Here is a 21850-nt window from a genome sequence, read left to right as displayed (position 1 = left end):
CAGGCCATCTTTTTCAAAAAAATTTTGGACTCCTTATCGGGATCGTTTACAGAAATAACTAAAGGGAAGGAGTCCATTTAATACTTCCAATGAATTTGGTTACTTTTTCTTTTTATAAAGTGGATGGTTTTTTACAGGAGCATTATGATCTAATATTCTATATTCAGACCGGCCAATGTATAATGGTATGTCAATCTTATTGAAGTCAACTAAACTGTCCTCATTAAATACGGATTTATCCTGATGAGCCTGAATCACTTCTCCTACGAACCAATCGTGAGTACCATACCGATTTTGTCCAACCACTCTACATTCATATACGAAGTAAGCATCTTCAATAAACTTGTCAACATCCCTACCACTAAAAGTTCCTACGGCTTGAATCCACTCTGATTTTTCTGCCGGAAGAAAATGAATGGCAAATTCTCTACTCTTGGTAAGTAATTCGTAACTTAATGTTGCTTCACGAAGTCCAAATCCATAGTGGCCAGGACCCGTTGCCAAATAGGTTAAGTCCACTTGAGAATTTAAGCGAGGTGCTTGATCCATCAAAAACGTTAAGAGATCAACTTATTGACTTGTTTGATGCAAGTTTTGTCAGTTGTAAAAGTGTCGATAGTCAAGCAATAACTGCTATAACAACAGCAATCGCTCATAATGCAGAGCTTGAAAAAGCTTTGAATTATAATTTTTTTACGCAATTTCATGAGAAATTAAAAATAATAATACAATCTTCTCTTGCTGATAAAAGCTCAATAGATGCACAATTAATGGACCTGTTCACAGAAATAGGTCCTTCAGTTTTATCATATAGATCCTTGCTCCGTAAAAATATTGACCGATCGTTTGTTGTGCTTCTTGTTGATCATTTAATTATGCCAGCACTTACTCCTTATCTAATTGATCAATGATATACAGCTATAAGTCTGTCGTTGGACAAAGTAATTGGACGAAATAGTAAATTACTCAACTGTAGAAAAAAATTTGTACAATTTCCACTGAACCTATTCAACATGAGGGCAGTTAGGGTATAAATGAAGTAAAGATGCCATGTGGAGGAGAAGATGCGGGTATGCGTCAAGCCATGATTATTAGCAATCCATCGTCGGGTAAAGAAGAGGCTCAGCAATATGTGTCCAAGGTGCAAGAAATTCTCGAATCACAGCAATATGAAGTAGTGGTCAACGAGACAGCCGGAGAAGGTGATGCGACGAACTTCTGTCTGAGTGCATGCAAAGATGGTTGTGACCTCGTTATTTCCATCGGAGGGGACGGCACGCTGCATGAGACGATTAACGGTATGATGGGCCAGGAACATCGTCCCAGACTGGGTGTAGTGCCGCTGGGGACAGTGAATGATTTTGCGAGGGCGCTGAATATCTCGCTCGACCCGGAAGAAGCCATACGGCAGTTACGTTCGGATCAGAGTCATATCGTGGACCTGGGGAAAATCAATGATCGTCTGTTTGCCAACGTGGTGGCAGCCGGGTCCTTGGCCGAGGCGTTGTTCTCGGTATCGTCGGAGGAAAAGTCGAAGCTGGGTTCATTTGCGTATTTGAAAGAAGGATTGAAAGACCTCATGAATACACCTGCCAAGCACCTAACCATTGAATACGATGGGCAGTTCTGGGAGGGGGAATCTCCCCTTTTTCTTGCGGCGCTGACTAATTCGGTTGGAGGCTTTGAGAAATTGTCCCCGGAAGCTGCGATCGATGATGGCTTAGTTCATTGTTTTGTTGTCCGTAGCATGAATGTCTTCAACACGGTTACACTCGGGACTTCCCTGTTGTTTGGCAACCTGAAGAACCATAAGGATGTTGATTATTTTACGGCAAAAGAAGTCCATGTTCGCTCCACCGAAGCAGTCCGCACGAATGTGGATGGAGAGGAAGGGCCTTCCTTACCCATTCGGATCAGTGTCCTGCCCCGGCATATTGAGGTCATTGTTCCGGAAGAAGTATAGTCCGTTTCCGTATGAATGGAGGCATGACCGAAAACCTACCATTTTTCCATATGAATTTAGGATAAATCCATTGAAAACGATTGCAGTTGTGTGTCACAATCATAGATGGAAGACAAGTATAATCTTCGACGCAATGATCAGTACGAGGTACGATAATACCGAATATGGAGGGGAAACATCTTGAGAACCATGAAACTGGGCAGCAGCGCACTCGAAGTACCCGTAATCGCCGTGGGTTGCATGCGTATTAATTCATTAAGCGGCAAGGAAGCCGAACATTTTGTTCGTTCCGCGATGGAAGTTGGAGCGAATTTTTTCGATCATGCCGATATCTACGGTACAGGAACATGTGAGGAGATCTTTGCCGAAGCCGTGCAGATGAATCCCCAAGTTCGTGAAAATATGATTCTTCAGTCCAAATGCGGTATCCGCAAAGGCATGTTTGATTTCTCGAAAGAGCATATCCTGAATTCGGTGGATGGCATCCTGCAACGTCTGAAAACCGATTATCTTGACGTTCTGTTGCTGCACCGTCCAGACACGCTGGTAGAACCGGAGGAAGTGGCTGAAGCGTTTGACCAATTGGAGCGCGAAGGTAAAGTGCGTCACTTCGGAGTATCCAACCAGAATCCAAACCAGATTGAATTGTTGAAAAAATATGTCAAACAGCCACTGGTCGCCAACCAGTTGCAGTTGAGTATTACTAACACAACGATGATCTCCAGTGGAATCAACGTAAATATGGAGAATGACGCCGCGGTTAACCGTGACGGCAGCATTCTGGATTATTGCCGCCTGCATGACATCACGATTCAACCTTGGTCACCGTTCCAATACGGTTTCTTTGAAGGTGTATTCCTCGGCAGTGACAAGTTCCCGGAATTGAATAAGAAAATTGACGAGATTGCTGCAAAGTATGGAGTGAGCAACACCACGATGGCGATTGCCTGGTTGCTGCGTCACCCGGCTCATATGCAGCCTGTGACAGGCACGATGAATATCGAGCGCCTGCAGGACTGTGTTAAAGCTGGCGATGTCCACCTTACTCGTCAGGAATGGTATGAGATTTATCGTGCAGCCGGTAATGTGCTGCCTTAAAGTACGCTTCGCAGTCTGCTGAAAGACTGCCGAATGAGATAAAACACGAGCCTGTATGTGGCTCGTGTTTTTGCCTTTTTTCGTTGATTTGATGCCTGTCCTGTCCCGGTATAAAATTAAGGACAGGGGTCTCTATTCGAGTAATAGGATTAAATTGTAATTAATACAAATTAGTTGAATATATCTTATTGACCCTTGCTTAATAATTACATATAATTACTTTTGCATACCGTTGAGCCTAATTATGGTTTTTCATTTCGGAGGGTGGTGTTTGTTTGGAGCCAACAACCACGATACGCGATCACCTAGAAAGCTATCTGAAGCGTGAACAGATGTCCATTAGTCAATTTTCGGAAACGTCCGGAATTAACTCGGGTACGCTGAGCAATATACTGAACAAGAATCGTCCAATTGCGATGCAGCAACTGGATCGAATCACAGCAGCTATGAGACTCGCAGAAGGTTACTTCTATGAATTATACATAGATGAGTGTTTTGTCCATGCAACCCCCGACTGGCGAAGACTGGGCCCCTTCCTTCATCGTTGTGCTGAGTTGGATAAACTGAACTGTATTGAAGAAGTTATCCGGCTCATGATGGATAATCTATCCTATATCCCTTTATTATTTGATCTGGCTGAGGAATTCTACCATGAGGGTAAATTCAAACCTGCCATTCTTCTATATGAAACGATAGCCGAAAGTGAGAAAATGCAACACTCCGAACGGCTTGCACTATGTCAGTATCGACTATTCAGGTTGGGACTGACCAATGATCAGCAGAGAAATTTAATTATCGCTGCCCAGTTTGAATATTATGTGGATCGACTGGATGAACGCTACCAGTTAGATGCGCTTAATGAACTGATTAATGCATTTGCATCCCTTCACAGATGGAGCAAAGTTCAGGAACTATCTGAAAAGTTAAAGGTGAAAGCAACCATTCATTATGAGCTGAATGGAAGAAGGAAACAGGAGGAGACGAAAAGGCCGATTGTCTTCTACATCCTGTATTCTTATTTGGCATCAGGAAGTGCCAATTTTCATCTGAAGAACTATGAGATAGCACTGAAATATGTTTCTTTATATACGGATTACAGTTGGGTAAGGGAACCTGATTCAGATGAAATGGTTGTTATTAATCAGTTTCAGGAATGGGCGGAGGGCAACCGTTATATATATCAATTAATGGCCGGACAGTTTGAGGTGTTACCTGATTATCTGGCATACATTTCAACAAAGGAGAATGAGATTTTTCCTGCGCTTTGCGATATTGTTACTGCTGCTAACCGTTATGATATGAACATTGATGATGTGCTCCAGCAATACGAAGCCTACTTCACTTATCAGGAACAGAGTAATCGAATTGGGAAAGTCAGTAAACAGGTTACCGATGATCGGTACGTTCGTCTTTTGGCAGGGCTAGGCACTTATTATCTGAAAAAAGACGAGTTTACCCAAGGCTTGGATTTTGTCCTCAATAGTTTAAGATTTTCTATTGAAATTAGCGATGGACGAGGTATGCTTAGAGGTGTCGGACTGTTTGAGCAATACAGGGAGTACGCGTCTGACTCAGCTATACAGCAGTACAAAATTTTGATTAGTGAGGTGCAGGAACTCAATGAAGAGAAAGCTGGCTTTGCTGATAGTTACATGTAGTATAGTGGTGAACATCATAGCTCCTGTTACTGGGCCATTTGTTACTGGGCCAGTCCCACCTGAGAAAAACCCAAATCCTTCAATTTACCGAACAAATGATCATGGTTTAGGGACATAAGTCTAAACCAAAGGACGCTTCTGAATATTCATTCAGAGGCGTCTTTTTTTTGTATGAAGGTGGAAGAATACGTATGTCGTATCCCGTTCGATCTATCGATTGGCATAATAAACTAAAATATGACAAAAAGGAGGAGTACTATGGATTGCCTGGAGTTAAGGTCGCAGATCGAAGAAGCCAGACAGCAGTTATATCGAAAACAGTTGGAGTATGGCAGTCTGCTTCATCCTGAAGTAATCCTGCAATCTGTAGTTCTGGACGGCCTTATTAATCAATACAATCGAGCCAAAATAAAAAAGTTGTTCAATTAATTGTTCGCCTATTTACATAGGGGGCTCTGTGCACTATAGTTAGTTACATCAGTAACTAACCGACTAACTAATTAACGATGAATGAAAGTTGGAATCACATGAAATCGACTTTGGATGAATCTCAACCCATTTTCCATCAGATCGCCATGATGATTATGGATGACATTGTGGACGGCAGATTGAGGGTGGAGGAACAAGTTCCCTCAACCAATGAATTGTCCCGCTTTTACAATATCAATCCAGCCACGGCACGAAAAGGGCTTCAGTCGCTTGTAGACAAAGGCATCATATACAAACAGCGGGGTGTTGGAATGTTTGTTGCGAAGGGAGCCAGAGAAGCATTGCTTGTTGAACGAAAGCAGCATTTCTACGATGAATATATCAAGCCATTACTGGAAGAGGCCAGACGTATTCACATGAATGAGGACATGATCATTGATCTGATTCGAGGCAAGAAAGATAAGGAGAGTGAATTATGATTCGTATGGAGCAGGTTAACTACAGCTACCAGAAGACGCCCGTTCTGAACCAGGTTACGCTACAGGAGAGCGAGCCAATCATCATGTGCATTGTGGGGGAGGAATGGTGCCGGCAAAACAACCCTGATGAGTCTGCTCGCAGGGCATAACCGGCCCGATACTGGAACCATCCGGGTGATGGGTCAGGACCCTTATAATAATCTGGCTGCCCAGGAGCATCTGTGCTACATCCAGGAGAATCATCCCTTGGGCAGAAACTGGACGATCAAGGATATAAGATCGGTCAGTACTTCCACCCCCAGTGGAATCAGGAAATGGCAGAGCGCTTAATCGATGTGTTCGAATTGCATTCCAATCAGAAAATCACCAAATTTTCCAAAGGCATGAAAACAGCTGCCCAGATGATTCTGGGACTGGCAAGCAATGCAAGTGTAACCATTATGGATGAACCCACGAACGGTCTGGATGCCGAGAAGCGTAAGTACTTTTATGATGCGTTGTTGGAAAGTTATGAAGAGAACCCACGCCTGATATTGGTATCCACCCATCATATCGAAGAGATTCAGCCTCTATGTGAATCCCTGATTGTGCTCCAGCAAGGTGAGGTGGTGTTCAATCATCCTATGGAAGAAATGCGAGAGAGAGGAGTTCTTATAACAGGGTTAATAAGTGATATACAGCAGGTAACCAAAGAGGAAAAGATCATAGAATTTTCGCAGCTTGGATCAACCCAAAAAGTAATGATTGATGCTACGTACTCCAAGGAATGGAGAGATACAGCCCAAGCACATGGACTCTCAATCGAGAAAGCGAAACTTCAGGACTATCTGGTGAATATGACCCGGAAGCAGGAGGGGGTAAGGCGATGAACGCAGTAAAAGGTACAAACCGACTGATCCTGGATGATATGCGCTGGTATCTGATCATATTCTCATCGATTTCACTGATGCTATCAGCTGTATACGTGGCCATTGGGTTGCTGTTTGATGTTGCTTTCACCACACAACTATTTGGCCCGATGTACGGAGGAATCTGCGCTTTTGCAGTAGCGAGTATCATTACCCTGTATCCGGTTGCTATCGGCCTGGGCAGTACACGCATTCAGTTCCTGAAATCCTTCTATATGATCTCGGCATGGATGGTTGTGGGCACCATTGCCATTCTGAATATAATCTATCTCATCGTACATCTGCTTCACCAGATCGGAACGCTTGATGTCACTTTCTATCAACCAGGCATGCTGTATTCAAGTGAATATCAACTCTTCTCTTATCTATGGATGGATCTGATGAGTGGATTTCTCGTGCTGGGCATCTCCATCTTCCTGACCGTCTGCTGGATCCGATTGGGGATGCGTAATTTCCTGATTCTGTTCTTCGGGGGAAGCATGATCATCACACTGGTGTTTGTTTTTGCGAATTTTGGGGAGTGGATGAAGTGGATCATGAGTGTAAATACGATGACACTGTTCACCGTTCTGGGGTTCATTGGCGGTGCACTGCTCCTGTCCACCTATCCGATGATGAAGAATGCTCCGCTTGCGATGAAAGGCAGGAAAAACTGACAGGAAACTGTTTTGATGAAGGAAATCCAGGTAACTATCCATTGTGATCAGAAAAACACGAGTGAGTACATACACGCTCGTGTTTTTTCTGTATCACCCTAAATCATGGATGTTTATTGCAGAAACGGTCGATATAATCAGAACATTGTCCAGGTTCATCTTCCATTACGAAATGGCCAGCTTTCGGAATGACATGTAGACAAGCATGTGGAATATCCTGGACAAGCCTCTTTGCATAAGCAAGGGGCTGCCATTCATCTTCCTCTCCCCATAGAATCTGAACGGGAACTTTAAGCTTGGGTAACTCTGTGTTATAAGATTCCGTATATTTGGCATTATAGTGAGCTACTTGGTGGGAGAAAAAAGATGCTTTCCCCAATGAACCGGTATGGGGCGCCAGATATGCGTCCAGTGTATCCCCTGTCATGAGATCTTTATTATAAACTGCCATGGGTAACTGTTTTTTTAGCATGGTATCAAAATCAGTACGGGACATTTGTTCAACCTGATCGAACTGTTCTTCAATAATTTTCTTCCAGGTTGGTGAGGGCCACGAATCATAGCTGGGCATGTTGAGTAATGTGAGCGATTGTACACGCTCAGGTTGTTCCTGAGCCAATTGGAGGCCAACAATTCCACCTAGATCGTGGGCCGCGACATGTAAACGATCCATTCCGAGCTCATCCAAAAGCTGACTGAACAAGGTATATTGTGCTACTACAGAAGTGTCCGCATCGAGTGGTCTTTCAGATGCCCCATACCCAAGAAGGTCATGGACGTATACCTTATACCCTTTTTGAACCAGAGAGGGTATTACTTTTCTCCATTCATAGCTATAAGACGGTGTTCCATGAAGGAGCCATATGGGAGAGCCTTCTCCGTATTGCTCATAAGCAATTCGATATCCATTGATCAATATGGATGACGTTGCTGCTGTTTGCATGGTGATTACTCCCTTCCATAAACGCTTGAGATTAAATTTAGCTATCGTTGAGTTAAATTGAATATAAACGATTGCATTCTATTGGTAAAATTGATAGTTTAAATGAAAACGATCATTATTAATGATGGTAAGAAGAAAGGAGTCAATGATGGAAATACGCCATTTGGTAACATTTATCGCGATTGTGGAACATGAGGGATTTACCAAAGCTGCTGAGCATCTTGGATACGCGCAATCTACAATTACATTGCATATCAAGGCGTTGGAAGAGGAGATTAGCTACCCTTTATTTGATCGAATCGGTAAGCGGGTTATTTTAACGGAGACTGGGAGAAAATTGTTGCCACATGCCCAAAAAATGCTTGAGCTGTATCATATGATTAAGGAAGTGACTGCTGCGCAAGGGGAATTAACGGGTAATATCGTTATCAGTATTGGGGAAACGTTGTTGATCTATCGCTTTCCGCCTATTATTGAAGAGTTCAAAAAATTGCATCCCCAGGTCAACATAGAATGGCACCAATTAGATTCCGTACATTATAAAGAGAATCTAATGCAAGGTAAAAGTGATATTTCCTTTATGCTGGGGACAGAGGTGCATGACCCCAATCTGTACAGTGAGAAATTGGCTGAGGAGCCCATGATGTTGTTGTATCCCAATTCATTTGAGTTACAACGGGACATTGTACGAAGTAATTTACTTTTTACCGAAAGAGGTTGCGGTTATCGCACATTGTTTGAACAATGCATTGAGGAGTATCAGATTGGGATTACTTCCAATATTGAATTCTGGAGTATTGAAGCTGTGAAACAGTCTATATTGAGTGGGATGGGGATATCCATGTTACCCCGGATTACGGTAGAGAGGGAGCTGTTGGAAGGAAAGCTTTCAGGTCAGCAGTATAAACAGAGTCTGGCTACACAGTTGTTATACCCCAAAAACAAGTGGATCTCTCCTCAAGTAGAAGCTTTTATTGAAATCGTTAGAAAGCACGCCTCTCTCTGGTAAGTCATGAGAAGCGTGCCTCCTGTTATCTGCCCGCCAAAATGCTCCGTCCCAGCTCTTTCAAGTGTTCCATAGTTTGCAGATATGGATAAGGGCCATAGCTCACGCGTGCCACACCAAGTGCGGCAAGTTGTTTTGGCGTAGGCTCAGGTGACGTAACCATAATGTTGATTGGAAGTGGGGAATGCTCACACAGTTCCTGAATTAGTTGTAGATCCAGTAATCCTGGCACAAACAGACCGCTGGCTCCTGCTTCAGCATAATGCTTGGAACGTATGAGTGCTTCCTCTAGATGCGAGTGGTCATGATGTTCAGGTATATGTTGCAGAAAAAGATCTGTGCGAGCGTTAATGAACAGTGGAATGCCTGCCTGCTCCGCGGCTTCCCGGGCAGCCGATAGTCTCAGACATTGCTCCTCCACGGCATACAGTCCATCTCCAGTAGGAAGCTGATCTTCGATATTGATCCCCACTGCACCATGATCGATGACTTGGAGGACATTTCCCTTCACTTCTGACGCAAACCTGCCATACCCTCCCTCAATATCGATCGTTACAGGTAGATCCACGCTTGCTGTAATCCGTGCCAGATTGGCAAAAACCAGATGGAATGGCAGTGCTTCACCATCCTGCTCACCATGGGCCGCAGCAACGGACCAGCTCCCGGTAGCAATGGCTGTTGCTCCAGCAGATTGGATCGCGTGTGCACTTCCAGCATCCCACACATTAACGAGAACTAGAGGATTCCCTTTCACATGGTATTGGTGGAACAACATTGCTTTTTCCTTTAGGGTGCTCATATATGTTAACTCTCCTTTGTTATATGGCTTAGTCCTTGGATATCTAATCGTTACGTACCTCATTCATTTTTTCAGCTATCCTGTTTCTCGTGAGTCAAAAGCCAGTCCTTGCGGGTTAACCCACCGCCGTATCCACCCAATTCACCACTGGCATTGATTACCCGGTGACAGGGAATAACAATGGCAAGTTGATTGGCTCCATTCGCCTGTGCTACCGCGCGGCAGGCCGATGGTTTACCAAGTGATATTGCGATATCTTGATAGGATCGGGTCTCCCCCAGTGGAATCGCCATAAGCTGCTCCCAAACTTTCTTTTGGAATGGTGTTCCTAAACAGAACAACGGGGTATGGAATGCGGTTAGTGTGCCTTTGAAATATTGCTCCAGTTCCCGCTCAATTGAACGGATCGGTTCCGTAATACCGGGTACAATGGCCGATTTCGTCCGTTTACGCAACCGCTCCACTTCGCGCTCCAGACCTCTGCGATCCACAAACTCAAGCAGATACAGTGCCATCTCGTCTGCTACTGCCATCATCGGTCCGAGACGTGTGTCGATCCAGGACGCCTTCAATATATGTTCTTCATCCACTTGTGTAGGTGCGGCACCCATGATTCGGGAAAAGGCATCCCGGAAGCCGCTGCTGGATTCATATCCAGTAGAAAGCTGGGCATCAATGACGGGGCGACCAGAGCGAATATTTTTCAGGGCGAGTCCCATGCGGCGAGCACGGGCATATTCCACAAAGGTCATGCCGAATCGCTTCTTGAATTGACGTCGGGCGGTGGATTCATCGATGGATAACGCCTTGAAATCCTGACCTTTCCACCGTTTCTCCGGATTATTCTCCACAGCTTCAACCAATACCCGTACAACATCGGACACTTGATTGGGGTGGGACAACGGACGGCAGCGTTGGCACGGGCGAAACGAGGCTAGGAGCGCCTGCTGTGCGGTCTCATAGAATTCACAGTTCTCGAATTTGGGCTTCCGTGCTGGACATGTGGGTCGGCAGAATACACCCGTCGTCTTGACCCCCACATAGAATAAACCCTCGTATTCCGAATCCTTGGCAACCAGAGCCTGATAGTATTGTTCTTTCCGTTCAGCAGAAATCATTGGCGCACATCCTTACTTCAATAGATGATCAATACAAAACGAACTTAAAAATGACATTAGGTCAAGGCGACTTGGTTTGCATTCTCCGTTATCGTGTACTTTGTACGTTCACTGTAAATTGATTATAAAAAAACGATGCACATGGCATCGCCGAAAATCAGGCATGAATATTTTTATTTCAGCAAGATGCACAATTCGATTATTATCGCTTTTGGGTACCAGTCCAGTTTACCAGAAAGATTCCCAGGAATATGCATAGCCCACCGACATAGACGTAATTACGGATCACCTCGTCCAGAAGCAGCCAGCCAGAGAATACACCGAAGAATGGAGCGAGAAACAGGAAGGCGCTGGTTCTCCCAGGGTCACCCTTACTTAATAGGTAATACCACGTAGCGAACTGCACAATGGAGCCAAGCAGAGCCAGATACAGGATAACGCTAATGGAGGTAGTGTTGAGAATAAGCCGGGATGATTCCAGCGTTAAACTAAGCAGTAACAGGAGCAAGCCGCCGAATAACATCTGATAAGCCGTTAATACCGAGGTGCTGAAGCGTGCTCCCCATTTTTTAACCAAGACGGTAGCGATGGCCCAGGACAATGCAGAGCCCATGCCCAGCAACGTTCCTTCCGATAACTGCATGTGAAATCCCAGTGTGATGAAGACCCCTGTTATACCAATGAGCACCCCAAACCACTGGTATCCCCTGTATTTTAGACCGAGGAACAAGCTTCCGAGAATAACCACCAGCAGTGGATTCGTAAACGTGAGAATGGATGTCTGTCCGGATGGAATCGTCCGCATACTGAGGAAAATGCAAGCCATCACGCCTGTCGTCTGGAATAGACCGATGATCAACAGCCGGGTCCAGTCGGAGAGCGTTGTAGGGAAATTCTTGTTTCGTAGCCACAGCGCCATGAGCCCTCCAGCGAGCGTAAATCGAATACCTACCAGTAGAATGGGTGAGACATAAGCCAGTCCGATTTTACCAACAGCAAAGGATGAACCCATAAGGGATGTGGCGAGTATAACGAGCATCATAAAAGCCAAACGATTCAACCTGTTTTCCTCCCTTATTCAGCACTATTTTTGATCTTATCAGGTTAACATGCGAACATTTCAGGGTTCATCGAAGTGTCATAACGTATTGAATTTATAATCATTTACATATTATGGAGCTTAATGTGGGACGATATGGTGTAGTAATTACTATAGAAGGTGTGGATTAGAAGATCCTTTATGGATTAATGCATAATGCTATTACTTTAGATGAACATGGAGGGAGTTCCAATGATGAAACTCAATACCAATAAATCTGCGCTCTGGGTGTCTGCCCTAAGTATCTTGCTGCTGACGAGTGCATGTGGAGCCAAGAACAACGCTGAATCCGTTCAGGAGCACGCGTATCCACAATCGAAGGAGCCTATTGAGCAAGCCGGGAATAACTCTATTCCCAACGCTGAGGCGAAGAATAACAATGATCAGGAGGATGCAGCTACGGATCAGGGAAAACCTTCGGCAAAATCCGAGCCCTCTGCTAATGCAGAAGGACAGATTATGATCGTCATTGATCAAACCGATAAGCCATCGGAGGGCAACAGCTTTGATTTTGCAGTGAAGCAGGTGCCAGAAGGCTATACGCTATCCGAGATGCGCTGGACATCCAACACGGTTACGATTGTGAACTCGCTTAAGGAAGCCATCGAGCATGGTGCGAATGGTGAAGAGGGCTTTTACTTCAGCGGGAATGGACAATTCTCTGGATTTATCTATTCGGACGAGATGAAGGGTGAACGCGGCAAAGCAACGTTTGTGTTCACCAATGAAGAGGGGAAAGAACTTACCTCGGATAAAGAAATTACGTTGAAGTAAAAGGGCAGATCACAGCCGTGTGGTGCGGTATCTCTTGACGAAAGGAAGGATCGAACGGATGCACTCTGTTGTGTCCGTGATCTTCACTGAAATGGAAAAGCAGCCGTTCGCGGCTGCTTTTTTACCATGCGTAATGTCACGCCTATACGAATACCTTGGTGTACTCAGCCCTCGTATCGGATCTACCCCTACATGAAGTCGAAGAAATAACGCACCACATGGAACATGACCGGAGAGGTGTAGGTTAGGCTGTCGACCCGACTCAGATAGCTTTTTTTCAATGCATCGAATTTGGTATCATCTCCGATTAACAAATCTCGCTTCAATACGGACACTGTCAGACTTCCAAAGAAACCAGCCAGACTGATCAATACACCAATAAACAGCGCGAATCGTGCATCAAACGGGGTTAAATAGGGATGTATAAAGTATGAAGTAGCGGTGGTCACAATAAATGCGCAGACGAATCCTTCCCATGTCAAAAAGGGATTGGCCGTGGGCACCACTTTTCGTTTGCCCAGATAGAGCGAGGCCAAATAATGTATGACATCATTCAGCTGGGTTAACACAACCAGGAACAGCACCAGCTTTGAACCATATTCAGGTGATGCAAACGGAAAGTAGGCGAGATGACTGAGTCCAAATACCATCAGCATCAATCCCCATTGCGTCGAGCTGACACTGCGAAGGAACCCGACGGTTCCTTTATTAATCAGGCGTGGCAGAGGCAGCACCAGAAAGACATACAGCGGAATGAACACGATAAACATCCCATACCATCCAATATAGATCCAGTAGAATTGCACCGGAATCGCCAGATACGCCCATAGAAATAGCCTGCGGTCGGCTTTGCGCGTACTGCGGATCATCGAGAAGTACTCTTTGAGCGCAAAGAACGTAAGCACCATAAGGGAGATCAAGGAGACAATCGGATTGAAAAGGGTGGCAATGCAGAAGATAACAAACATGCCCCACCATGTTTTGATCTTGTTGCCAATACCCGAGTAGTCTCGGTCAGGCTGGAGCTTCGTAATGATTTTGTACACGATATGTATGACAAGTAAGGCTGTAAATATCAGGGTTAATGTAAAGAGTGAACTATTCACGTACGTATCACCTGCTTATCCAGAAGTAACATTCCTATATAGGGTACCTATGTTATTATGAAGGAATAGTGTCAACTTGATAAGGGGAAATTTCGTTATGACAGATAAACGTTCAATTTATATCCTGCTTACGAATACGGGAACGTTGTTTACCAAAGTGATTCAAAGTTACACCAGAGCGCCGTATAATCATGCATCGATCTCATTTGACCGTGAATTATCCGAGCTGTACAGCTTCGGCCGCAAGCATCCCAGCAATCCGCTGAACGGTGGTTTTGTGAAGGAAGATATTCAGACAGGTACATACAGTAAATATCCAAACACCACATGTGTGATCTATGAGCTTCTGGTGACGGAGCGTGAGGTGGAAAAAATGAAGCGGGTGCTGCACATCTTCATTCGCAGCCGCCAGAAATATATGTACAATCTGCTTGGTGTGATTGGCATTACATTGAAGGAGCCGGTGGAGTTCAGCAATTCCTACTTTTGCTCGCAATTTGTAGCTGAAATTCTGCAACGCTCGGGCATCAAGCTGTGGAACAAGCTGCCTGCGCTGGTGACCCCGGAAGATTTTCGTCAGAGTGAGCAGCTAAAGTTGATCTATGAGGGACTGCTCAGGGATTATGCGCCTGAACTGGATCGGGAGGATTCGAACTTTAGCCGGGATTAATGCATGCTTCTTCTTTAGAACAGGTTCTCAAGCAGACCTCCTATGCCATATCTCAGGGTGTATGAGTACTCCGCAATGGATTTCATGCACGACACCTCCTGACTTGATCATTGGATGTCTCAATGAGTTTAATCATGTTCCTGGACAGAAAAGGCCCGTACTTTAGGTTTATGTACGGACCTTGAATTTTATCTGCCATGATGATGTTGCGGTCGATTAACATGGCTTTGTTGTATCCTCATTTTCGGAGAAGCTACTTGTCAACTCCAGCAATTGTGCCTTATTCCTAGTTTTCCACATTTCCGCTATCCCTTAACCCTCTCATCGTATTCTAGTAAAATATTATTGCTTGTTTTAATAGAGAGAGATACAGCATTAATACCAAAGGACTCCATAGACAGGGACATGGTTTTATGAAGAAGTACTTTAATTACTGCACCCCCCAGCAATGTTCCCTCCCCAAAGGTCTCAGCAACATAACCCTGATCATCGGTAATAATAAAAAAACGGGATTGAGAGAACTGTCTGGATACCAAATTAATTTCTGACGTAGCCTCATTAATAAATAGTTGCATACTTTTATTGATTGAACTCATTGGAGCATTGCGCAGTGTTGCATTCATTGAAATGACATGTTGTTTTTCTTTAGTTGTAACCAAAACTATTTCTTAAGCTACCTCTTGCTGAATCTGGTAGTTCTAACGGTACTAAAACACTAGTAATGGTGTGAATGAAAAAGATATTATATAATAGATCCCACAATTATACAAATTAATAAAAGTTTATATAATATGGGGATAAGAATCCCCTAATATACCCAATATTTTTTAAAAAAACTCTCCGCTCCGCAGTTGATCCACGAACCCCTGCAACCAAACATAATACTGCTGCGCATGCTTGAGCTTATGCAGGTCTTTAAGTGACTGCTCGCGTTCCTCGGCAGATGTCGATTCTGCCAGAATGAGTTCAGACAGCTCGGGCACCACTTCCTGAATGCTCTGTTGCATGACTTCGATCTCGTGCTGCAGTTTCGCTCCAAAGAAATTCTGAAAGGTACGGTAGAAATCTGTTTCGGCGACATATTGATCCTTGCGTTCCTTTTTTTCCTCTAACTTGTAGATCATCTGTGAGTCCGTCAGCGAGCGGACAGCATAGCTCATGTTACTTTTGCTCATATTCATCGAGGTCTTCATCTCTTCAAGTGTCATAGGTCGATCCTCAAAATACATGATCCCGTACAACTGGCCGAAGGAATGGTTCACCCCGTACAAATCCATGGTTCCCGCAATGGCCTCAATGACTTTTTCACGAAGTTCCTGCCTGCCGGATGACGGCAAAGCTGAATGTTGCCCTTCAAAGCGCTCTTTTCCCACAATGTCACCTCTGGTTTGTGATAGCGTTCTCACTAGCTGCTTCATATTTTACATGACCTGCGCCAATTTTAACATAACCCGGAATTGGAATTTTCAATACGAGTGTACAATCAATTTTGTACAGAATAAATATATAGCTGATTATACTGAAAAATTCCCAATCATTAAAGAAAAATTGGACAGTGAGGAGTGGGGGATTTGCGTTTAAAACTATGGAGGGAGTCTGAGGCGGTTCTATTCACGCTGCCAGCTCTAATCCCATTGCTGATCTTCTGGCTGGGACCTCTGGGATATATCGTTTATCTCAGTTTCACCGATTGGGACTTCATGAGTCCGGACAAGCTGTTCGTTGGACTGGATAATTACAGTTATCTGCTGACGAACTCTGAATTCTATCGGTCACTGAAAGTTACCTTGTTATTCGGGCTGGGGAGTGTGATTCCAACCATTGTGGGCGGATTGGCCCTCGCGATGCTCATGAATAGCAAAATCAAATCATCCGGTATCTTCCGGACATTACTCTTCTCACCTTGGGTTACTCCGACAGTAGCGGTGTCCATCGCGTGGTCCTGGATCTTTGAGCCAGAGGTAGGACTCGCTAATCTCATGCTGAGCTGGGCAGGTATATCTCCCATCGGCTGGTTGCGTGACGCGGACTGGGCACTGGTTGCAGTTCTGATCGTTACCCTATGGAAGTCGATTGGGTGGGCGATGGTATTCTATCTGGTTGCGCTGCGAAATTTGCCATCTGATCTGCTCGAAGCAGCTTCGATTGATGGGGCAGGCAGTTGGGATAAGTTCAGAAGTATCACGTTGCCGCTTATCTCACCAACCACATTCTTTCTCTCGATTATTCTTACGATCCAGTCCCTGCAAGCCTATGACCAGATTAACGTCATGACTCAGGGTGGACCGGCGGGTTCAACAAGGACATTGCTGTACATGTATTATCAGTCTGCATTTGAATCTTTCAATGTAGGTGAAGCTTCGTCCATTGCCGTTGTGATTATTCTGATCTGCGTGTTGCTGTCGGGAGTATCCTTCCTGCTTGGCAGACGCCTGGTGCACTACTAATGACAATGACATTGCCCAACAAAAAGTCTAAACGGATGAAGCGCAAGGAGATGCAGAGCGTGTCGCATACGAACTTTAAAATAAGCAAAATTATACGCTACCTCCTGTTAGCCCTTATCGCGCTGGGTACAGCCTTTCCCTTCTATTGGATGGTCATTAGTGGATTTAAAACCAATGATGAAATCTGGCAGTTTCCTCCGACCTTCTGGCCGGAGACGTTCCGGTGGGGAAATTATGTAGATGCCTGGAATGCTGCACCATTTGCCCGTTACATGCTGAACAGTACCGGGGTAGCATTAGCCATCTGTCTGTTTCAGATCGTAAACTCCAGTATGATGGCGTACGCCCTGACACATATGAAATTTCGTCTCAAAGGTGTGCTCACATCCTTGATTCTGGTGGGTTATATGATACCAAGTACAGCCGTATATCTGCCTAGTTACCTGGTGCTTAGCGAACTTAATCTGTTGGATTCCTACACAGGCTTGATTGTATCCAATTGTGTCAGCGTGTTCTCGATCTTCCTGATCCGGCAGGCGTTCATGCAGGTATCTCATGAATTGGTGGAAGCCGGACAGCTGGATGGTGCGTCTCATTTCCGGATTCTCTGGACGATTATCACACCGCTTGTTCGCTCAAGCTTCGCCGTGATGGTTCTGATTACGTTCATTGAACAATACAACAACTATTTCTGGCCTATGCTCATTACCAAAGACCCTGACTTGCAGCTGGTTTCGGCTGGTCTGCGCAGCTTCTTTGTAGAAGGCGGGGCATATGGTCTCGCATGGCCACAGATTATGGCTGCAAGTGCATTCACCATTGCACCATTGCTTATTCTCTTCCTGTTCACCCAAAAGACGATCATGCAGAGCGTGAATATTACGGCTGGTGTGAACAAGAACTGATATGAATCGCCTTGTATGACTGCATCCATCCAGATGCACCGTGCCAAACCAACATTTCATCTAAACGGGAGGAACAACAATGAATTGGAGTCAGGCAAGCATGACATGGAAAAAGAGACTGAGGTTGAATTGGAAGGGTGGAATGTCGCTGGTACTCGCGACCAGCTTTGCTCTACTTACCGCTTGTGGAACACCGACACCCGCAGAATCAGGTACATCGGCGGCAGCCAGTGGAACCGAAGCTCAGGCGAAAGATCCGGTGGAGATTGAGTTCTGGTATGGTCTGGGAGGTAATCTGGGCGATAACATGAAAAAAACCATCGATGCGTTCAACGCCTCACAGAGCGAAGTGGTTGTGAAGGGGATTGTACAGGCTGATTACACAGAGACGGAACAGAAGCTGCAAGCAGCGATTGCTTCCAAGAAGGTTCCGGCCGCTGTACTCAGCTCTAATATAGACTGGGCACGCAAAGGATATTATGCACCGATGGATGAGATGATTGCCGCAGATTCGAATTTTAAGAAAGACGATTTCATTCAAACCTTCCTGACTCAAGGACAAGTGGATGGAAAGCAATACTTTTTGCCAATGTACGGCACGACTCAGATTATGTATTACCGTATGGATACGTTCAAGGAGAACGGAATCGATCCAGCGAGCCTGAAGACATGGGAAGCGCTGGCTGAAGCAGCAGCAAAGATGAGCAAGCAGGAGAATGGCAAGACCACCTTCTATGGCTGGGAGCCGATGTGGGGTAGCGGTAACATGATCGACGCTGTGCTGAGTAAAGGCGGACAGATTCTTAGCGACGATGGCAAAACAGTTATGATTGACTCCCCGGAATGGATCGAGACATGGGACCTGTTCCGTAAATGGATTAACGAAGACAAGATTATGGGCATTCACTTTGGAGGTCAGGGCTGGGAGTACTGGTACAAAACGATTGATGATGTGATGAAAAATAAAGCAGCAGGTTACACCGGATCTAGTGGTGACCAAGGCGACTTGGACTTTAGCGTAGTCGCTGCGATGCAACAACCAGGTTGGGAAGGCATTGGTGAAGGAAAACCGGTAGCAAGTGCCATATCGGCAGGTATTCCATCAGCAGCGAGTCCAGAGCAACAACAGGCAGCTTACAAATGGCTTACGTATTTCTCTGAGACTTCAAACACAGCTTCATGGTCCATGAACACCGGATATATTGCAGTGCGTCAATCGGCTCAACAAGATCCAGAGTTCATGAAATTCAGTGAGGAAAATCCACAAATCACCGTACCACTGCAACAGGCAGCTCACGCTTCGGCTCCGTTCCAGGATCCAACGGGTGGCAAAATCAATGATGCATTGAAGGATGCAGCAGATCAGGTACAGATTAATAACGTTCCAGCGGCACAAGCACTGAAAGAAGCTAAAGAAAAGGCCCAAAAAGAATTGGATCGCGTGAAATAACAAGTGAAACAAGCTTATCTTGGAGGAGCGGTGCAGTCATGTACCGCTTTTCTGACCTAGTAATTCAGCAGACAAGGAGCGTAACCGATGTCCGAATTAACACTGGGGAACCTGTCTACCCCAATAGAGGCTATTTTGTTTGACAAGGATGGGACTCTGCTTGATTTTACAGCTATGTGGGGTTTCTGGACAGATCGTGTGATGGAGAGCTTCCGGGAGGAACTTATTGCCCGTGGTCTTCAGTTCAATTCAGCAGACATTCCTCATATATGGGGAACATTCCATGATAAGCAAGGCCGGATGAACGGCTATGATGTGCGGGGACCTCTTGCCATGGGAACGATGGAGGAAGTCTATGCCGTATTAACTTGGCATGGCTATCGTGCGGGATTGAGCTGGGCGGAAGCCAAAGTTATCGTGAGGGAATGTCTTTTGCAGGCAGAATACGCAATGAATAGGGAGCGCCCTGCGCAGCCACTTCCCGGCGTCGTTGCCTTTCTTGAACAGTGTCAAAACAGGGGACTGAAAATGGGCGTCGTCACGGCCGACGAGACAGAGAATGCCCTGAGCCATCTAAAGTGGATGGGCATTGATTCACTTTTCTCCGTGGTTGTAGGTACGGATCAGGTTGGTCGTGGAAAGCCGTTTCCAGACATGTTGTTGCTGGCATGTGAGCGTCTTGGTGTGCCTGCTGCAAAAGCTGTCGTCATCGGGGATACGGATGGTGATATGGAGATGGCACGTGCTGCGGGAGCTGCCTGGAAGATTGCTATCGGTGACCCTGCTCATATCCAGCTTGCTGATCTTACGGTTGGTTCGTTTCATGAATTGCTGGAAGTCAAGGTAACCCGATGACGAATCATTCGTATACCGGATGGATATTGCTTGCACTGGCGATTGGATTGGAACTGAGCGGTACCGTTCTAATGAGGGTATCGGATGGTTTTACCCGCTTGTGGCCTTCCCTTTTTATGTTTGTCTGTTATGGAATGAGCTTTACTCTGTTGAATTTTGCTGTGAGATATATGCCGCTGGGTGTTGCTTATGCCATCTGGTCGGGCGTAGGCATTACATTGATTGGTGTCGTGGGACATTACTTTCTGGGAGAACGTTTGAAGGCGATGTCGATCGTCTGGATGGGCTTCATTCTGATTGGCATTATTGGACTGAAATGGAGTGATTCCTGATGGGAAATGAAAATAAACGTGAACAACCACTAGTCAGCTTCCAGGTCATCACCGATACTCATGTGAGAGAGCAGGCTGATCATATTTATAACCGTCATCTGGAGAAAGCGCTGGAAGACATCGCAACGTATAGCCGTGGCAGCAGCGGAATTATGCATGTGGGCGATGTTACCGATCGCGGACTGGCGCAAGAATACCAGGAGTTGCAGCGTATAGTGGAGGCTCAAGGCGATTCATTGCCTCAAATACGTTACACCGTAGGCAATCATGATATTGGAGCCATTCTATGGGGAGATCCACCGCTGAATTTGAACACAATGACCGAGCATGAAGTGGGTGAGGTGCTGGGGCATTTAGAGGATATGGGCCAAAGAGAGGATCAAGATATTGAGAAACCGCAGGAATCCATTTCAATTGAGGCGTTATGGCAGAAGCGGTTAAACGATTTTACAGCAATCACAGGTATGAACGGGTCGTATCACGACCACTGGATTAACGGTTATCATTATATCTTCCTGGGTACGGAGCAGCCTCATCCGAAAGATTGTGATATATCTGCTGAACAACTGCACTGGCTGGAAACCAAACTGTCGGAACATGCTTCGCCTGAGCAGCCGATTTTCGTATTTCTCCATCAACCGCTAATGGATACGGTGGCAGGTTCCCTGAAGGAACAGGGTTGGTATGGCGTGAATCAGGACGCAGCAGTAAAGGCCATTTTAAGTCGTTATCCGCAGGGAATCCTCTTCTCCGGTCACACCCATTGGCAATTGGAGGCTCAACGCACTGTGTACGAAGGTGGTGGACAGATGCCAACGATGTTTAATGCCTCCTCCGTAGCTTATCTCTGGAGGGATGGGGATGAGCATCTGGAGGGAAGCGAGAGTTTACATGTGGATGTGTATCGTGACCGCGTTGTCGTTAAGGGTCGTAATCATGTAACGGGCAGCTGGATTGAAGGTGCAGAATATACAGTTGATTATCCGGTAAAAGGAATCGGCGGTAATGAATCATTACATCAGGAAAAGTGATGAAGATGTGCAGGGCAGGAATAGAAGACTTCGCTCGTTAATTGAAGCGGAGTCTTTATTATGATTGTAAAAGTTCCACGTGAAACGTAGCGGTAGAAAGCCAATTTGGACAAACTTGTAAATG

26 protein-coding genes and 1 pseudogene are annotated in these 21850 nt (G+C 45.4%); 19 read left to right on the top strand and 8 right to left on the bottom strand.

From position 1 onward, the window contains the following. Positions 1-99 precede the first annotated feature (99 nt). The gene (locus ACR32F_RS31670) at positions 100-504 is read right to left on the bottom strand and encodes a flavin reductase family protein (RefSeq protein ID WP_440114690.1); all 405 of its coding nucleotides are present in this window, start codon (positions 502-504) and stop codon (positions 100-102) included. Here ACR32F_RS31670 and ACR32F_RS31665 point away from each other — a divergent pair. The 10 genes and pseudogenes from ACR32F_RS31665 to ACR32F_RS31620 all read left to right on the top strand — a co-directional run bounded on the left by ACR32F_RS31665 (position 498) and on the right by ACR32F_RS31620 (position 7191). Further along, a complete protein-coding gene (locus ACR32F_RS31665; RefSeq protein WP_440114687.1) occupies positions 498-911 on the top strand; it encodes a hypothetical protein in 414 nt (137 codons plus the stop codon). The genes ACR32F_RS31670 and ACR32F_RS31665 overlap by 7 nt on opposite strands. 161 nt (positions 912-1072) lie before the next feature. Then, positions 1073-1963, top strand: coding sequence for a diacylglycerol/lipid kinase family protein (locus ACR32F_RS31660; protein WP_440114684.1), 891 nt, complete (start codon positions 1073-1075; stop codon positions 1961-1963). A gap of 180 nt (positions 1964-2143) precedes the next feature. Then, entirely contained in the window at positions 2144-3061 is a 918-nt protein-coding gene (locus tag ACR32F_RS31655) for an aldo/keto reductase (protein WP_440114681.1), read from the top strand. A gap of 275 nt (positions 3062-3336) precedes the next feature. After that, positions 3337-4719 (top strand): helix-turn-helix domain-containing protein, encoded by a 1383-nt coding sequence (locus ACR32F_RS31650; RefSeq protein ID WP_440114678.1) that lies wholly within the window; start codon positions 3337-3339, stop codon positions 4717-4719. Between the two features lie 258 nt (positions 4720-4977). Continuing rightward, positions 4978-5148, top strand: a complete 171-nt coding sequence (locus ACR32F_RS31645) for a Spo0E family sporulation regulatory protein-aspartic acid phosphatase (RefSeq protein ID WP_440114675.1) — start codon at positions 4978-4980, stop codon at positions 5146-5148. Between the two features lie 98 nt (positions 5149-5246). Then, complete coding sequence (locus ACR32F_RS31640) at positions 5247-5627, top strand: GntR family transcriptional regulator (RefSeq protein ID WP_440114672.1); 381 nt, start codon at positions 5247-5249, stop codon at positions 5625-5627. After that, a complete protein-coding gene (locus tag ACR32F_RS31635; protein ID WP_440114669.1) occupies positions 5624-5776 on the top strand; it encodes a hypothetical protein in 153 nt (50 codons plus the stop codon). Before ACR32F_RS31640 ends, ACR32F_RS31635 begins: the two co-directional genes overlap by 4 nt. After that, a pseudogene (locus tag ACR32F_RS31630) lies at positions 5754-5843 on the top strand (ABC transporter ATP-binding protein); the annotation flags it as partial. The gene ACR32F_RS31635 and the pseudogene ACR32F_RS31630, both read left to right, overlap by 23 nt. Positions 5844-5848: 5 nt before the next feature. After that, entirely contained in the window at positions 5849-6496 is a 648-nt protein-coding gene (locus tag ACR32F_RS31625; protein ID WP_440114666.1) for an AAA family ATPase, read from the top strand. After that, entirely contained in the window at positions 6493-7191 is a 699-nt protein-coding gene (locus tag ACR32F_RS31620; RefSeq protein ID WP_440114663.1) for a hypothetical protein, read from the top strand. The genes ACR32F_RS31625 and ACR32F_RS31620 overlap by 4 nt, the downstream gene beginning before the upstream one ends. A gap of 103 nt (positions 7192-7294) precedes the next feature. On the opposite strand, the gene ACR32F_RS31615 is transcribed toward ACR32F_RS31620, so the two are convergent. Continuing rightward, positions 7295-8134, bottom strand: a complete 840-nt coding sequence (locus tag ACR32F_RS31615) for an alpha/beta fold hydrolase (protein ID WP_440114660.1) — start codon at positions 8132-8134, stop codon at positions 7295-7297. A gap of 145 nt (positions 8135-8279) precedes the next feature. Here ACR32F_RS31615 and ACR32F_RS31610 point away from each other — a divergent pair, with 145 nt between their 5' ends. Then, complete coding sequence (locus tag ACR32F_RS31610) at positions 8280-9143, top strand: LysR family transcriptional regulator (protein WP_440114657.1); 864 nt, start codon at positions 8280-8282, stop codon at positions 9141-9143. A 22-nt stretch (positions 9144-9165) separates the two neighbouring features. Here ACR32F_RS31610 and ACR32F_RS31605 read toward each other — a convergent pair whose 3' ends face one another. From ACR32F_RS31605 to ACR32F_RS31595, 3 genes are all read right to left on the bottom strand, one after another. Beyond that, on the bottom strand, positions 9166-9939 hold the full coding sequence (locus tag ACR32F_RS31605) for an isocitrate lyase/PEP mutase family protein (RefSeq protein WP_440114654.1): 774 nt from the start codon (positions 9937-9939) through the stop codon (positions 9166-9168). Between the two features lie 71 nt (positions 9940-10010). Continuing rightward, positions 10011-11057, bottom strand: a complete 1047-nt coding sequence (locus ACR32F_RS31600) for a bifunctional transcriptional activator/DNA repair enzyme AdaA (RefSeq protein WP_440114651.1) — start codon at positions 11055-11057, stop codon at positions 10011-10013. Positions 11058-11259: 202 nt separating this feature from the next. Next, a complete protein-coding gene (locus ACR32F_RS31595; protein WP_440114648.1) occupies positions 11260-12117 on the bottom strand; it encodes a DMT family transporter in 858 nt (285 codons plus the stop codon). Between the two features lie 231 nt (positions 12118-12348). Here ACR32F_RS31595 and ACR32F_RS31590 point away from each other — a divergent pair, with 231 nt between their 5' ends. Next, the gene (locus ACR32F_RS31590) at positions 12349-12930 is read left to right on the top strand and encodes a hypothetical protein (protein ID WP_440114646.1); all 582 of its coding nucleotides are present in this window, start codon (positions 12349-12351) and stop codon (positions 12928-12930) included. A gap of 188 nt (positions 12931-13118) precedes the next feature. On the opposite strand, the gene ACR32F_RS31585 is transcribed toward ACR32F_RS31590, so the two are convergent. Next, the gene (locus tag ACR32F_RS31585) at positions 13119-14036 is read right to left on the bottom strand and encodes a phosphatidate cytidylyltransferase (RefSeq protein WP_440114643.1); all 918 of its coding nucleotides are present in this window, start codon (positions 14034-14036) and stop codon (positions 13119-13121) included. A 97-nt stretch (positions 14037-14133) separates the two neighbouring features. Between ACR32F_RS31585 and ACR32F_RS31580 the strand changes: the two genes are divergently transcribed. Then, the gene (locus tag ACR32F_RS31580; protein ID WP_440114640.1) at positions 14134-14706 is read left to right on the top strand and encodes a hypothetical protein; all 573 of its coding nucleotides are present in this window, start codon (positions 14134-14136) and stop codon (positions 14704-14706) included. Positions 14707-15011: 305 nt separating this feature from the next. Here the strand turns inward: ACR32F_RS31580 and ACR32F_RS31575 are convergent, their stop codons facing one another. Both ACR32F_RS31575 and ACR32F_RS31570 read right to left on the bottom strand, forming a co-directional pair. Next, complete coding sequence (locus tag ACR32F_RS31575) at positions 15012-15365, bottom strand: hypothetical protein (RefSeq protein ID WP_440114637.1); 354 nt, start codon at positions 15363-15365, stop codon at positions 15012-15014. A 168-nt stretch (positions 15366-15533) separates the two neighbouring features. Next, positions 15534-16079 (bottom strand): GbsR/MarR family transcriptional regulator, encoded by a 546-nt coding sequence (locus ACR32F_RS31570; protein WP_440114635.1) that lies wholly within the window; start codon positions 16077-16079, stop codon positions 15534-15536. Between the two features lie 198 nt (positions 16080-16277). Between ACR32F_RS31570 and ACR32F_RS31565 the strand changes: the two genes are divergently transcribed. From ACR32F_RS31565 to ACR32F_RS31540, 6 genes are all read left to right on the top strand, one after another. Continuing rightward, positions 16278-17153, top strand: a complete 876-nt coding sequence (locus ACR32F_RS31565; protein WP_440114632.1) for a carbohydrate ABC transporter permease — start codon at positions 16278-16280, stop codon at positions 17151-17153. A 59-nt stretch (positions 17154-17212) separates the two neighbouring features. Next, positions 17213-18058, top strand: coding sequence for a carbohydrate ABC transporter permease (locus tag ACR32F_RS31560; protein ID WP_440114629.1), 846 nt, complete (start codon positions 17213-17215; stop codon positions 18056-18058). 79 nt (positions 18059-18137) lie between these two features. Next, positions 18138-19508: an ABC transporter substrate-binding protein gene (locus ACR32F_RS31555; RefSeq protein WP_440114626.1), complete on the top strand. Its 1371-nt coding sequence runs from the start codon at positions 18138-18140 to the stop codon at positions 19506-19508. An 87-nt stretch (positions 19509-19595) separates the two neighbouring features. Beyond that, positions 19596-20363, top strand: a complete 768-nt coding sequence (locus ACR32F_RS31550) for an HAD family hydrolase (protein ID WP_440114623.1) — start codon at positions 19596-19598, stop codon at positions 20361-20363. Next, complete coding sequence (locus tag ACR32F_RS31545) at positions 20360-20695, top strand: DMT family transporter (RefSeq protein ID WP_440114620.1); 336 nt, start codon at positions 20360-20362, stop codon at positions 20693-20695. Before ACR32F_RS31550 ends, ACR32F_RS31545 begins: the two co-directional genes overlap by 4 nt. Further along, positions 20695-21726 carry a metallophosphoesterase family protein gene (locus tag ACR32F_RS31540; protein WP_440114617.1) on the top strand — a complete coding sequence of 344 codons (1032 nt, stop codon included), beginning with the start codon at positions 20695-20697 and terminating at the stop codon, positions 21724-21726. Before ACR32F_RS31545 ends, ACR32F_RS31540 begins: the two co-directional genes overlap by 1 nt. Positions 21727-21850 lie beyond the last annotated feature (124 nt).

It is taken from the genome of Paenibacillus hebaui, assembly GCF_051934385.1.
Lineage (GTDB): Bacteria > Bacillota > Bacilli > Paenibacillales > Paenibacillaceae > Paenibacillus.
Note: the sequence above shows the minus strand (reverse complement) of the source record. Positions and strands in the feature narration are given on the sequence as shown.

What these genes read in the sequence shown, in the direction of transcription:
- ACR32F_RS31660 (WP_440114684.1), top strand. Translation starts at nt 1,073, where the DNA reads ATGCGTCAAGCCATGATTATTAGCAATCCATCGTCGGGTAAAGAAGAG.
- ACR32F_RS31645 (WP_440114675.1), top strand. Translation starts at nt 4,978, where the DNA reads ATGGATTGCCTGGAGTTAAGGTCGCAGATCGAAGAAGCCAGACAGCAG.
- ACR32F_RS31640 (WP_440114672.1), top strand. Translation starts at nt 5,247, where the DNA reads ATGAAATCGACTTTGGATGAATCTCAACCCATTTTCCATCAGATCGCC.
- ACR32F_RS31635 (WP_440114669.1), top strand. Translation starts at nt 5,624, where the DNA reads ATGATTCGTATGGAGCAGGTTAACTACAGCTACCAGAAGACGCCCGTT.
- ACR32F_RS31620 (WP_440114663.1), top strand. Translation starts at nt 6,493, where the DNA reads ATGAACGCAGTAAAAGGTACAAACCGACTGATCCTGGATGATATGCGC.
- ACR32F_RS31615 (WP_440114660.1), bottom strand. Translation starts at nt 8,134, where the DNA reads ATGCAAACAGCAGCAACGTCATCCATATTGATCAATGGATATCGAATT.
- ACR32F_RS31610 (WP_440114657.1), top strand. Translation starts at nt 8,280, where the DNA reads ATGATGGAAATACGCCATTTGGTAACATTTATCGCGATTGTGGAACAT.
- ACR32F_RS31605 (WP_440114654.1), bottom strand. Translation starts at nt 9,939, where the DNA reads ATGAGCACCCTAAAGGAAAAAGCAATGTTGTTCCACCAATACCATGTG.
- ACR32F_RS31600 (WP_440114651.1), bottom strand. Translation starts at nt 11,057, where the DNA reads ATGATTTCTGCTGAACGGAAAGAACAATACTATCAGGCTCTGGTTGCC.
- ACR32F_RS31590 (WP_440114646.1), top strand. Translation starts at nt 12,349, where the DNA reads ATGATGAAACTCAATACCAATAAATCTGCGCTCTGGGTGTCTGCCCTA.
- ACR32F_RS31580 (WP_440114640.1), top strand. Translation starts at nt 14,134, where the DNA reads ATGACAGATAAACGTTCAATTTATATCCTGCTTACGAATACGGGAACG.
- ACR32F_RS31555 (WP_440114626.1), top strand. Translation starts at nt 18,138, where the DNA reads ATGAATTGGAGTCAGGCAAGCATGACATGGAAAAAGAGACTGAGGTTG.
- ACR32F_RS31550 (WP_440114623.1), top strand. Translation starts at nt 19,596, where the DNA reads ATGTCCGAATTAACACTGGGGAACCTGTCTACCCCAATAGAGGCTATT.
- ACR32F_RS31545 (WP_440114620.1), top strand. Translation starts at nt 20,360, where the DNA reads ATGACGAATCATTCGTATACCGGATGGATATTGCTTGCACTGGCGATT.
- ACR32F_RS31540 (WP_440114617.1), top strand. Translation starts at nt 20,695, where the DNA reads ATGGGAAATGAAAATAAACGTGAACAACCACTAGTCAGCTTCCAGGTC.